The sequence below is a fragment of the Pedobacter sp. 22226 genome, from assembly GCF_052045455.1.
GTDB classification, from domain to species: Bacteria; Bacteroidota; Bacteroidia; order Sphingobacteriales; family Sphingobacteriaceae; genus Pedobacter; species Pedobacter jeongneungensis.
This window is the reverse complement of record NZ_JBQEPB010000002.1, coordinates 84,771-97,527: the sequence shown is the minus strand read 5'-3', so window position 1 is coordinate 97,527 and position 12,757 is coordinate 84,771. Positions and strand designations below refer to the sequence as shown.

The following is a 12,757-nucleotide window of genomic DNA, read 5'->3' as shown; positions in this document are numbered from 1 at the left end:
TAACGAAATAGAGAGACTAAATACCATGTATTATTAATAACATCTTCACCACTTTTTCAAAATTTCCTACCGCTTCACAGTGCTCAAATAAGGTCGAGCTTCCGCAGATTGACTCTACCCAATAAGCATAAACCGGAAAATCCTTTAATAATAGAAATGAGAATTAATCAAAGGTGAGTTTTTGGCATCAAAGCAGAATTAACAAAACTCAAAAAACTAATTCACAACTAATTACACCACTAGGTTCAACACTCTTTCGCCTCAATCCAACACATCATTTAAAATTCCTCCTTTGCAACAGGGATAGTAGCGGATACCTGCCCAGCGCCTAAAGCCCGAAGGCGTATGAGCGGATAGCCCGGCTGTTGCCCAAACAACAAAGCACGCCGAACCCTATAGACGTAAAAAGCCACTTATTCATACCAGTGGCCTTATTTCCCAAAACAGTCTCTTGTTTATTTATCGTTATTTTTTTTCTCTGTAACTTCAGCCCTTATCTCTTGAGCCAAAACCTTAAGGTCCTGCATTGCCTTACGTACTCGCGTACCAGCCGCTGCATTTCCACCATCATAAAATTTTGTTACATCGGCTTCTACTGAAGCAATAACTTCCTGCACCTGTTTAAATTTGTCCATAACTGATTTTTTTAAAGGGCCAGATGACCCTGGTATTGTTTTTTATCTAGGAAACCGTATTCCAGCCCTAAAACTAAACATTTCAACCAAAATTCAAAAAGAACTTTAAAAATTCCGAATCCTGCATCATTGCCTTGCCTTATTTCATCTGCTTACAAAGGATAAACCGTAACATCCGCCAACAAAATACCCTATCCGGTGAAGTTCCTGATTTGAAAGCAATAGATGATTTATTGTTTCGGTTTATAATATTGCATTCCGCGCTTTTGTTAAAAAAGTAGCTCATTTTGGGAGCCGCGCATTATAATTCCGACATCATTAAAATCAATCTAAAAATAAATTTAGATAAATCTAAATTTATTTTTAGTCTTTTCTACTTTTATTATTAGATTTACAAAAAAATTAGATAACATGCAGAAAAGATTACCCATTGTCCTGCTTTCACTTATGAGCCTGGTTGCTATAATGGTGTCCTGCGAGAAGATAATCCCTTCTTCTCCACAAGAGGACGAAATTCTTGATGGGCCGGTAGAGGGACTCAGCTATGAACAGCTCAGACGGTTCGCTTTGGGAGATGCAGCCTTTAACAATGAGATATTTAGTCCTGCGAACGGCCTTGGGCCAGGCTTTGTTGCAACCAGCTGCGGAAGCTGCCATGCTGGAGACGGCAAAGGCCATCCCTTTACTACGTTGGTACGTTTCGGGCAGACCGATGAGACAGGCAATAAATTTTTAGACCAGGGAGGCCCACAACTGCAGAACAGGGCTATTCCCGGATACAAACCTGAGCAAATCCCAGCAGGGGCCACCTTTTCAAAATTTACACCGCCTGCCAATACCGGCCTTGGCTTTCTCGAACTGGTAGCTGATGCAGATATACTAGCTATGGCTGACCCCCAGGATCTGGATAATGACGGCATTTCTGGTATCCCGAACTATGCAATACTTCCCGCATATGTTCAGGCCCCTAACAATGCTATTGCACTGAAGGGAAAATATATCCATCGTTTTGGAAAAAAGGCGGCAGCATATAACCTCCTCCACCAGACTGTTAATGCCTACAATCAGGATATCGGGATCACTTCAAGCTTTGATCCCGTGGATGCCTATACGCGGATGGTGATTGATCCTGAAATTTCCACACTTACAGTGAATAACGTGGTGTTTTATCTACAGACGCTAAAAGCGCCCATACAGCGCGATGCGGGGAATTCGGAAGTTGAAACTGGCAGGAAACTGTTCGAAAAGATCAACTGTTCAGGCTGTCACAAGCCTACCCTAAAAACAGGTTTTTCCCCAGTGGTTGCTCTATCCAACAAAGAATTCCATCCCTATACAGACCTGTTGCTTCACGATATGGGACCTTGGCTGGACGATGGTTATACGGAAGGATCAGCTAAGACCTTCGAATGGAGGACCCCGCCCCTATGGGGACTGGGACTTTCGATGAATTCACAGGGAGGATCTTATCATCTGCTGCATGACGGAAGGGCAAAAAGCATCGAAGAGGCGGTAACCCTTCATGGAGGAGAGGCATCTGCAAGCCGCAACAGGTTCAACCAGCTGTCTGGGGCAGAAAAAAATGCCATGCTGAGATTTTTAGAATCACTATAGAAATGAAAAGAAAAGATTTTATAAAAGGCTGTGGAATGGCCTGCCTTGGAGGCCTTGGGATCACCACGTTGATCAGTGGATGCAGCAGCCTGGTACCGGCGACGGGCGAGATTGCAGGGGATAACCTGGTCGTAGAAATGAAGGACTTTGAGCTCAGACAGGGAAAAAATGTTCAGTTCAAAAGATACATTGTAGTCAGCAATGACCTGCTCCGATATCCCATCTGTATCTACCGGCATGATGAACTGAATTATTCTGCACTATGGATGCAGTGCACCCACCAGGGAACCGAGCTCCAGGCTTTCGGAGACAGGCTTCAATGTCCGGCCCATGGAAGTGAATTTGATAATAAGGGCAGAATGACAAATGGTCCGGCAGAAGCAAACTTAAGAACTTTCCCCATTACCATAGAAAAAACCAGGATCAAAATTTCACTGAAGGCAGTATGAAAAAACTCTTAACGCTAATCATATCTATTGGTATCGGTCAGATGGCTTTTGCCCAGATTGACCCGAAACTTTTAAGGGCCAAACCCAGTGATACAGCAAAAAACTCACTCAACATGGATGCAGTTTATGAACGGCCTTTTATTGCCGTGGGAAAACTTCCGGTATCGGTGGGCGGGTATATGGAAGCCAACTGGCAGTATCAGGGTACAGACGGGATCTCTGAAGGACAGCAGTTCCAGTTCAGAAGGATGACGCTATTTGTAGCCTCAACCATTTCCAAGCGCATCAAGTTCCTTTCCGAGATCGAATTTGAACCTGCTGAAAAAGAAATAGCGGTTGAATTTGCTGCCCTGGATCTGGAACTGCACCCCTTGCTTAATTTAAGGGGCGGAATGATATTAAATCCCATTGGTGCATTCAACCAGAACCATGACGGCCCTAAATGGGAATTCACCGACCGTCCGATCGCCATGACAGAGATGCTGCCTGCAACCTGGAGCAGTGCAGGTTTTGGCATTTATGGCAAGAACTATAGCGGTGACTGGATGCTGGGCTACGAGTTATATGCCACAAGCAGCTTTGACGATTCCATTATTACAAACCCTGAAAACAGAACCTCCCTGGCTGCCTCAAAAAGGAATCCGGAAAGGTTTGAAGAAATTGCAAGCGGGCAGCCACTTCTAACTGGAAAAGTTGCGGTACGCAGGAACAATATAGGCGAACTCGGCCTATCCTATATGGGGGGGGGTTACAATAAATGGCAGTCGGACGGGATTGTTATCGATGACAAACGCAGGCTAAATGTTTTCGCCATAGACTTTAACACTACACTTCCCAAACTTAAGACCTTCATCACCGCTGAGTGGGCATGGATCAAGGTCGATGTTCCCGACACCTATTCCCAGCAGTTCGGGAGCCGTCAGATGGGGGGATATATAGATATTGTCCAACCTGTGATCAAAAAAACGATTCTGGGCTGGCAGCATTCTGTTGTAAGTTTAGCCTGCAGGATAGAGTATGTGGACTGGAATGTAGGGAAGTTCAGGGAGACCGGCGGGAATATTGGTGATGAGCTTTTAAGCGTAATGCCCGGCATCAGTTTCAGGCCAAGGCAACAAACCGTGCTGAGGTTTTCCTACCGAAAACAGCGGCAGAAGGATATCCTTGGAAACCCGCCTGCCAGAACCGGAGCGGTGCAGTTCGGGGTGTCAACCTATTTTTAATGATACCTGCCAGGATAAATGCGACAAGAAGCCTAAGAGTATATTCTATTCATTGTCCATATCCGTTTAGTGTGTTTGGTTTGATTTATTTTTTATGCGTTCCCGCACCAAATGGATATTATTTTGCTTTCCCTGCGAGAGCATAGACTTGCAATAAGGCGTAAAAAAACGGTGGGCTGATAGAAATGCGAGTGTTTCTTTATCCCAATGGCTTAGGTCCACATCTGCCCTTTTGTGCATTTCGCGCGCAACCTTTGCATCTGTGATGAGAAATTCCTCATTGCCCAGGTTATAGGTATCAGCATCACAGATAATTTCTTCAAGGACATTGCTAGGGCTATGTGGAATTGAGGTGGAGAGTATGCAGCGGCCAATGGTGGAAATGATATCCGGTGCAATCCCTTTATCTGAAAGAAACTCCTCCATAAGCTTCACGCTTCGATGCTCATGGCCGGCAGGAGGCCCAATCAGCTGCCCGGTATCATGAAACCATGCGGCAGAGAAAAGTATGAATTCCTGAAGGTCATCCAGGCGAAAATTGGAAGCGATTTCCTGGGTCCTTTTGACCACAAGTCTGGTATGATCCAGATCGTGGTATGCCAGGTCAGTCTGCCAGTGCTCCTCAAAAAGATAGCTTACATAAGCTTGAACATCTCCAATAAGCATACTGAAGATGTTTCTGCGCCTGCGCTTAAAAAAGTATTTACCTGTTAGCAGGATCACAGATCCCGCTAGCACACAGATCAATAATAACTGATAATAATTCATAATATTCTTATTTTTTTAATCCGCCTGTCCTAAAGAGATAATAGGCACTCTGATAATAAGAAATGGCTTCCCTTCCAAGTGTTTCAGAAGATTTCGCTGAGGTCTGTATATTGGTTTTGAAATCATAAAGATAACTCTGTGGGGCTTTCCTTGGACTGAGTACCACAAGGGTGTCGCTACGGAGATAACCGAGCTTTTGATAGGTCCCCAGTAATATCCTTGGGCGGTACCCGGGTGATCGAACGTCCATACCGAAGTTATTGCTCTCAAAGTCCCATTTCAACAGACCGAACAAGGTTGGATAGAGATCTATCTGTGAGCAAAGGCTGGGAATTATCGAAGGGGGCAGTCCATTGAGGTTGTATATCATCGCCGGGATATGGTAACGGGAGATATCAATCTCGTTCTTTCCCGCGCTTTCCGCGCAGTGATCGGCAACGAATATAAACACGGTATTGCTGAACCATGGCTTTTTCCGGACCTGTCTTAAAAATTCCCCAATGGCATAATCGGTATATTTTACTGCGCCCTCTCTTCCCGTACCTGGTGGGATATCTATCTTTCCTTTGGGATAGGTAAAGGGCCGATGGTTGGAAGTGGTCATGACAAAATCGTAGAAAGGCGTCTTTAACGAGTGCCTTTTATCCGCATCACGGATTACCGCAGCGAAAAGATCCCCGTCCGATACGCCCCATGCATTTTCAAAGCTCACTTCGCTATCGGTCAGGATGGTCCGCTTTACCAGATAGGCATCGCCCATTGTAAGCTTCCTTCCCCTATCTGTTATGTCATAGCCATTGCTTCCGAAGAACTGGTTCATATTGTCAAAGTAACCGTCCCCGCCATAAAAAAAGCCTGTGGAATACCCACGTTTGGAAAAAATACTGCCTATTGTGCTCAGGTTTGCATTATTGCTCCTCCTTACAATACTGTTCCCCGGTGTTGGCGGAACGGCGAGGGAAAGCGCCTCCATCCCTCGCACGGTACGGGTGCCTGTTGCATACATGCGCTCAAATAGGATGCTCTCTTTGGCCAGCGAATCCAGAACAGGTGTCAGTTTTTGTGTATTGCCAAAAGTGCCCATATAATCAGCGCTAAAACTCTCCATGACCACCATGATGACATTGGGTTCCGTCTGTCCATTACCGGCCAGAACCGATCTACGTACCGAAGGCCCTTTGAAAATAAACCTGCTAGAGGGAGAGGAGAGTTCTTTCTTTACCAAATTGAAGGCAAGCTGATTTGCGAGCATAGGATAAAACTGATCGTAGCTAAGCTCATTCGCCTTGAAGGCCGCTACGAAAGAATATATCCCTGCTTTGGAAATTTCTGCCGCATAACGGTTACCGCTTTTATCTCCCCAGGAGTTATCTATCTCGATCGTATAGAATATTGCTGTCAGAATGATCAGGGCTGTATTTACCGATCGACGGGCAAAAGGTGTAGCAGACTCAAAGCTCTTCCTGAACGCCCCTTTCATAAGATAGTTCCATAAAAGGGAGATGATGACAACAGCTGAAATCAAAAGCGGCAGCGGATAGGACTCGTTGATGTTGTGCACAACCTCATAAGTATAGACCAGATAATCTACTGCTATAAAGTTAAAACGGCTCTCAAATTCCCGCCAAAAAGTAAATTCAGCGAAAAAAGAAAATATCGAAATCAAGACCATCAGAAAAAGAAGGATATGGGTAAACACCTTGTTAAATCCAGTCCTGTTCCATTTTTGGGGAAGGATGAGCAGATAAAAGGCATAAAATACACTGAAATATGTGGCCACCCCAAGATCGAAGATGAATCCTTTAGCAAAGGCGGTGAGGATTTCTCCAAATCCCAGCCCCGCCTTTCCGAGCGAAATCGCAGTAAAACTGATCCTCAGCATGGTCGAGACACACATGAAGAAAAAGATAAAGGAAAATAGTACACTATATCGGCTTTTCATAAAAATCTGCTTCATGGTTTATTTTTTAGATCCGGGGGTGTTGATAACAGAATCGTTGTTTTTTTCGTTGGTATCCTTGTTCCAATGTGAATTATAGAAATGTTTGGCTTTAAAATAAATGGCGAGTGCCAGCAGCAGCGCCAGTATCCAATAAAATACCATCAGGAAAACCGATTTCTTTGGTCCCTTGGCCTTTTTCTTTTTTGAAGCTGTTCCCCCACCCCTGGCAGCAGCAGGCCGGGGCCTGTTGTTTCTTTTGGTCTGCATTTTATTCAATGTTTTAAGATCGGTCAGGAGCCTTGTGGATACCTTTCCGCGGTTTGGATTATATTTTGTGTGATCAGGGGATAATCTTTGCACTGCCATTATCCCTCCAGGCTGATAAACCATTGCTGGGCCCTGTTGATGGCAACCTCAACAATATTGAGCTCGCGTACCTCTCTGGTAATTCTAAGTTCGTTTGCGATCTCGATCGCTTTTTCCCTTACCCTTGGGTCAAGGTCCTTCATCTCAAGTGGAAAATTTTCTGGTGTCCAGTCCATAGGTTTTTAGTTTTATATTAAATTATTTTTGGATCATGCCCGAGAGCACATTGATTGTCAGGGCAACTATTACTGTATTAAAGGCAAATGAAAGCACACCGTGCATCCATGCAAGCCTTCGGATCCGTTTGGAGGAGATTTCTACGTCAGATACCTGAAAAGTCATTCCAACCACGAAAGCGAAATAGACAAAATCCATATAATCGGGATCTTCTCCTCCCGGAAAGATCAGTCCTCCGGGCTTTTCTATTTTTCCTTTCTTCTCATGCTCGATGTCACAGTAATAGAAATGTGCATATCGCATGGTAAAGACGGTATGAACCAGCCACCATGAGCTAACCACGCAGAGCAATGGAATAACGATGGTCATAAAAAGGCCCTGATCGGTCTTTTCCGAATTCTCACGCAAAAGGATAATAATGGAAAAAAGACTGGCGAATGCAGCGGCTATGGCAAAAAGAAAAATGAGCGTCCTGCTTGAATCCTGCGCATGGGCATCGTGTTTTATTTGACTGGGATGCGAGGAGTTAATGGTTGTCCACGCAAGCGCTATGCTGGTGGTTGCATAGCTTAGCCATGCAACCATCCACGTGACAGAGGTTTCCAGTTCCATAACATAGCAAATACCAAGGGCGGCAAGAGCAACACCCAGGGAGAGGTAAAGTTTATGGTGCGCATCTAGCTGAGTGATTTTAGTGATAATATGCATGGTTTAGATTAAATAATGAGCCCCAGAACCATAAACAGAAGAAATCCTAAGAAAAAAGCCGCGGTAAAAAATGGAGAATCCTTTTCTTCATGGGCTTCGACAAGAAGTTCCTCGGTAACTAAAAACAGTAAGGCTGCGCTACCAAATGAGAGCACAAGTTCCAGTACCTTTTCTCCTATAAAATGCAGCATAAAAAAACCTCCCCCTGTTCCCAATAGAAAAACCAGGCCAAATAGCGAGAGCACCCTGATCAGCCTCCTTTTGGAACTTCCAAGCTTGGTCAGCCTGGTACCTACTGCAAGTCCCAGCGAAAGGCATTCCATCGCAAGTGCCAGTGCAAGCAGGGTTCCTTCTTTTGATCCCGCTGCAAATCCTATCCCTAAAAGAAGACCGTCCAAGAGCAGGTCAATGCCTACCGCGATAAGCATTCCCCAAGGCAACAGCTTGCTGTCGTTTGTTCCGCCCATTTTGAGCTCAAGCCTGGCGGTATACCATTTGATCAGAAGCATGGCCGAAATACCCAAGGTAAAACCTACAATGATGGCGGTTGTATCATGGATCCTGATCATATCTGGCAAAAGCTCGACTGCCACGACTGAAAAAACTACCCCTGCAGCAAAGTGGAGGATCGTACTCTGCACAGCAGCCGTGGGCTTTTTCCAGGTTACGATCATGCCACCGACTATAAGTAAGACGACCGGAAACGCTGCAAACAGTAATATGTTTAATGAAATAAGTTGTTTAGCCTGCATAATTCTTTCTTAAATAAAATCTATTGGCATGAAAGGAAAGGTACTCCAGGTTGAGGTCGAGGCATGTGCCGATAAGAATCTCCATGGGGGTCAGGAACAGATATTTCAGCACTGAGCCAAGTGTCGAGTAAGGCAGATAGATGATGAAGAATAAAAGTACTCCAGTAAAGAGCACACTAAAAACATTGGCATGAACGGCAGTCAATATGAGGTGCGCCACTGCGTCCATATCAGTGATATCGGCACCAATGTTCAGGACGATTGCCGGCACGCTGAATATGATCATCAGGTACAATACCCATTTTGGATAGTGTTTCCTAAGCGTTGTAGTCAGCCCGACAGTCGCGGTCAGCCCGATACGGTCGCAATCCTGGACTGCAGCCTTCGGGGGGAACGTGATGATCACTGTCCAGAACGCTGGCAGACCATATTTTGCACCGCCCTGTGAATAGGTGGAAATACCTGATGGGTCATCGTCACTCGCACCGGTAACGATGCCCGGCCCCAGGGCTTTCAGGAATTTTTTAACCTTTTTGAACATGCCTTATTTTTTCCTCTTTTTTGGTGCTTTTTTATTATGTCCGTTGTCGTAAGCAAGTAAGCGCAGCGCATTGAACACTACGACCAGCGTCGATCCCTCGTGGGCGATTACTGCCGGTCCGATCGAAGCGACACCCAGTATGGTCAGTGGAATAAGTGCGGCGACAACACCAAGGGAAATCCAAAGGTTCTGTTTAATGATGCCCCTGGCTTTACGGCTAAGCCCGATGGCAAAGGGAAGGCTTTCCAGCTTATCGCCCATCAGGGCAATATCTGCTGTTTCCAAAGCAACATCAGATCCCGCAGCGCCCATAGCGATACCTACGGTACTTTTGGCCATGGCCGGGGCATCATTCACACCGTCTCCCACCATCGCAACCATTTTTTCTGATTTGGCAAGTTTCTGTACTGCCTTGACTTTGTCTTCCGGCATAAGGTTGCCCCATGCCTCGGTTACACCGATCTGTTTGGCTACCGCTTCTGCAACCTGTTGGTTGTCCCCGGTGAGCATAATCATTTTTTTGATCCCCAGCTCTTCGAGTTCTTTAAGCACATGTTTTGCCTCTTCACGGGGAACATCCATAAGGGAAAGAATGCCGATGAAATCTTTATCGACCCGGACAAGCATTGAAGTATGTCCGCCCTTTTCCAGCTCTTCAACCTGTTTGAGAATATCTTCGGGTATTCCATCCTTTTCAAAAAGGGCTTTGTTTCCAATGAATACTTTTTTACCGTTGACCTCTGCCTGAACACCTCTTCCGGTAATGCCCTTGACGTTATGTGCCTCAGGAACGGATTTTTTCTTCATCTTTTCGAGTGCACCTTTTACAATCGCCTCGGCCAGCGGGTGGTCGCTGAGTTTTTCAACTGCAACAGCAATACCCATTAGTTCCTCTTCAGATATGGCGTTCAGTGGAATCACGTTTGTGAGCTGGGGCTTGCCTTCGGTAAGTGTTCCGGTCTTGTCGAACGCGATGGCGTTGAGTTCGCCAAGATCTTCCAGTGGCCGCCCTCCCTTTATTAGGACTCCGCCCCGTGCGGCCCTTGCAATAGCGCTAAGTACTGCGCTTGGGGTAGAAATCGCCAAAGCGCATGGGCTGGCAGCAACCAGCACGGACATCGCGCGGTAGAAACTTTTGCTAAAAGGCTCATCGATAACCAGGAATGCAAAACATAGTGCGGTTACCAGAACCAGTACAACCGGAACGAAATACTTTTCGAACCTGTCGGTAAATAGCTGCGTTGGGGATTTTTGTTTTTCCGCCTCATTTACCATTTTGATCAGGCGTGAGATGGTCGAATCCTTGGCTTCCCTGATTACCTTAACCTCCAGAACCGAGGCTCCGTTGATTGTTCCGGCAAATACACGGAACTGGGGCTTGATGGTTTTTTCAGCAGAATAGTCCTTTGATGCGTCCGGTACGGGTGATTTGTCCACTGGCACACTCTCACCCGTTATAGGAGCCTGGTTGACACTGCCCTCACCCTTTACAACCACTCCATCTGCCGGGATCTTGCTGTTGGGCTTGATAATAATGACATCTCCAAGCTGAAGCTCTTCAATGCGCACCTCAGATTCCTTGCCATCCCGGACAACCAGGGCTGTTGGAGGAGCCAGACTGGTAAGGGCAGCTATGGATTTTCTTGCCTTGCCCATCGCATAGTGTTCCATCGCATGTCCCAGACTGAACAGGAAGAGCAATAATGCGCCTTCGGCCCAGGAACCCAGGATCGCTGCGCCGATTGCGGCGACCAGCATCAGAAAGTCGATCTCAAAGCCACCTTTCAGTATAGTTTCAACTGCTTCCTTGGCCGTAAAGAAACCGCCAAAGAAATAGGCTGTTATGTAGAATGCAAGGCTTGCCCATTCGGGAACACCGTCTATGAAAGAAATTCCAAATCCTATCCCCAGCGCCGCGCCACAGATAAAGGCGAAGATCATTTCCGTATTCTTCCCGAAAATCCCGCCATGTTCATGATCATGGCCTTCCTCTTCAGCATGGTCAAGATGTGCCTCTTTCTCCTTTTCAGGTTCTTTTCCCTTCCTTGATGGTTTTTCGGAAATGGGCTTTGAAGAAGTTTTGGTTTCTTCCTTTACCGGCTTTTCTTTTGTTTCTTTGGAATCTGAGCCTTCCTTCCGGACTACAGGCTTTTTGGCAGATGATTTGGTGTCGGATTTTTTCTTCTTGTTTTCCATATCGGGGTAAATTGATTTTTGTTGAATATTCAGGGCAACCGCTTTATCTGTATTCTCTGCCCGTGTGGGTTCACTTTTTTTAAAAAGATGCCTCCCTAACGAGGCACCTTTTATTCAATGTGTGTACTAAAAATTCTTTGTGAGGACTTTACTCTTCTTCGCTGTTCTTCATTTTTGACAGCAGATCATATGTACCTTTAAGTACAACCTTTCCTGTAAAATCCCGTCCCGAAGGCATGGTTACCTCTATATAACCGCCGTCGGATATACCCGTTGTAACCTCTACCATTTCAAAATGATGGCCGGCCTCAGTGGCGCCCTCTTTGTTTCCGGATTCGTTTTTTGCTGGTTCCTTTGCCTTTTTGTCCGCCGAGTTCTGGACGAAAATGTATTTTTTGCCCTCAAAGTCTACAACCGCTGCAGATGGCAAAGCCATTACCTGCACGGCACCTGTTTCGATGAATGCCTTAAGGTAGGTACCAGGTATAAACCCGGCGCTTCCCTGGGCAATAGCATGAACGGTCACGGTCTTATCGGCATTGATCTCACCGCCTACCAGCTGTACGACAGCAGTCCGCTGGGTTGAATCATTGGTTAATGAAAAAAGCACCTTCTGTCCTTTTTTTACCTTCTGTGCATCTTTTTCGAAAACGTTGAGCTCAACGTGGAGATTCGAACTGTTTACGATTTCGAACATTGCATCATTGGGGGCCACGAATTTTCCCGTATTTACGTTAACCTTGGTTACATAACCATTGATCGGCGAGTAGATATTTATCTGACTACGGATATTGCCGGCGTTTAACGAGGATGGATTGATATTGATCAGTTGAAGACGTTGCTTTAATGCATTTTCCCTTGCAAGATTTCCCAGATAAGCTGCTTTGGCCTGTTGGAGTGTTTTTTGAGCATTAACGTTCTGCTGGGCAAGGGTCTGTTGTCTTTTGTATTCAGAATCCGAAAGTTCAAGCTGGCTTTTGCTCTCCAGGTAATCCTGTTGCATCTGCACATATTCCTGATTCTGGAGTATGGCGATAACCTGACCTTTGCTCACCTTTGTCCCCTGTAACAGCGGAGTGGATTTTACAATACCGCCCATCTGGGTGGTAATGCTCACCAGGTTCTGTGGTGGCACGTCAATAAAGCCGTTTACTTTCAGCATACCGCTGAGTGCACGGAGCTCGGGACTTCCCAGCTCTATCCCTACAGACTTGAACTGTGACTGGCTGAGCTCTACTGAGTTGCTTTCCTCGGTGGCCGTGCTGTCTGCAGTGGCTTCTGTTCCAGCGCCATCTTTTTCCTTGCTGCCGCAGGAAGAAAGCACTGCTGCCAGTGCCCCTATGTAAGATAATCGGCTGAGGGCTTTAAATATTTTTTTCATTTTTA

13 protein-coding genes are annotated in these 12,757 nt (G+C 45.8%); 3 read left to right on the top strand and 10 right to left on the bottom strand.

Annotated elements, in window-relative coordinates; genetic code table 11:
* Window positions 1-455 precede the first annotated feature (455 nt).
* A complete protein-coding gene (locus ACTJKC_RS03885; RefSeq protein ID WP_090985867.1) occupies window positions 456-635 on the bottom strand; it encodes a histone H1 in 180 nt (59 codons plus the stop codon).
* A gap of 411 nt (window positions 636-1,046) precedes the next feature.
* Between ACTJKC_RS03885 and ACTJKC_RS03880 the strand changes: the two genes are divergently transcribed.
* The 3 genes from ACTJKC_RS03880 to ACTJKC_RS03870 are packed head-to-tail and all read left to right on the top strand — an operon-like array spanning window position 1,047 to window position 3,921.
* Window positions 1,047-2,249, top strand: a complete 1,203-nt coding sequence (locus ACTJKC_RS03880) for a di-heme oxidoredictase family protein (RefSeq protein ID WP_440790400.1) — start codon at window positions 1,047-1,049, stop codon at window positions 2,247-2,249.
* 2 nt (window positions 2,250-2,251) lie between these two features.
* Window positions 2,252-2,698 (top strand): ubiquinol-cytochrome c reductase iron-sulfur subunit, encoded by a 447-nt coding sequence (locus ACTJKC_RS03875; RefSeq protein ID WP_090985871.1) that lies wholly within the window; start codon window positions 2,252-2,254, stop codon window positions 2,696-2,698.
* Window positions 2,695-3,921, top strand: a complete 1,227-nt coding sequence (locus ACTJKC_RS03870; RefSeq protein WP_440790398.1) for a hypothetical protein — start codon at window positions 2,695-2,697, stop codon at window positions 3,919-3,921. The genes ACTJKC_RS03875 and ACTJKC_RS03870 overlap by 4 nt, the downstream gene beginning before the upstream one ends.
* A gap of 66 nt (window positions 3,922-3,987) precedes the next feature.
* Here the strand turns inward: ACTJKC_RS03870 and ACTJKC_RS03865 are convergent, their stop codons facing one another.
* The 9 genes from ACTJKC_RS03865 to ACTJKC_RS03825 form a co-directional block, all read right to left on the bottom strand.
* Window positions 3,988-4,689 (bottom strand): HD domain-containing protein, encoded by a 702-nt coding sequence (locus tag ACTJKC_RS03865; protein WP_440790396.1) that lies wholly within the window; start codon window positions 4,687-4,689, stop codon window positions 3,988-3,990.
* Window positions 4,690-4,696: 7 nt separating this feature from the next.
* On the bottom strand, window positions 4,697-6,646 hold the full coding sequence (locus ACTJKC_RS03860; RefSeq protein ID WP_440790394.1) for an LTA synthase family protein: 1,950 nt from the start codon (window positions 6,644-6,646) through the stop codon (window positions 4,697-4,699).
* 3 nt (window positions 6,647-6,649) lie between these two features.
* Window positions 6,650-6,898, bottom strand: a complete 249-nt coding sequence (locus ACTJKC_RS03855; protein WP_440790392.1) for a hypothetical protein — start codon at window positions 6,896-6,898, stop codon at window positions 6,650-6,652.
* A gap of 98 nt (window positions 6,899-6,996) precedes the next feature.
* Window positions 6,997-7,173, bottom strand: coding sequence for a hypothetical protein (locus ACTJKC_RS03850; protein WP_440790390.1), 177 nt, complete (start codon window positions 7,171-7,173; stop codon window positions 6,997-6,999).
* 22 nt (window positions 7,174-7,195) lie between these two features.
* Entirely contained in the window at window positions 7,196-7,882 is a 687-nt protein-coding gene (locus tag ACTJKC_RS03845) for a DUF1345 domain-containing protein (RefSeq protein ID WP_440790388.1), read from the bottom strand.
* Window positions 7,883-7,890: 8 nt separating this feature from the next.
* Window positions 7,891-8,634 (bottom strand): ZIP family metal transporter, encoded by a 744-nt coding sequence (locus ACTJKC_RS03840; RefSeq protein WP_440790386.1) that lies wholly within the window; start codon window positions 8,632-8,634, stop codon window positions 7,891-7,893.
* A complete protein-coding gene (locus tag ACTJKC_RS03835) occupies window positions 8,624-9,175 on the bottom strand; it encodes a divalent metal cation transporter (RefSeq protein ID WP_440790384.1) in 552 nt (183 codons plus the stop codon). Before ACTJKC_RS03835 ends, ACTJKC_RS03840 begins: the two co-directional genes overlap by 11 nt.
* Window positions 9,176-9,178: 3 nt before the next feature.
* A complete protein-coding gene (locus tag ACTJKC_RS03830; protein ID WP_440790382.1) occupies window positions 9,179-11,371 on the bottom strand; it encodes a heavy metal translocating P-type ATPase in 2,193 nt (730 codons plus the stop codon).
* A 148-nt stretch (window positions 11,372-11,519) separates the two neighbouring features.
* Complete coding sequence (locus tag ACTJKC_RS03825) at window positions 11,520-12,752, bottom strand: efflux RND transporter periplasmic adaptor subunit (RefSeq protein WP_440790381.1); 1,233 nt, start codon at window positions 12,750-12,752, stop codon at window positions 11,520-11,522.
* Between the last annotated feature and the right edge of the window lie 5 nt (window positions 12,753-12,757).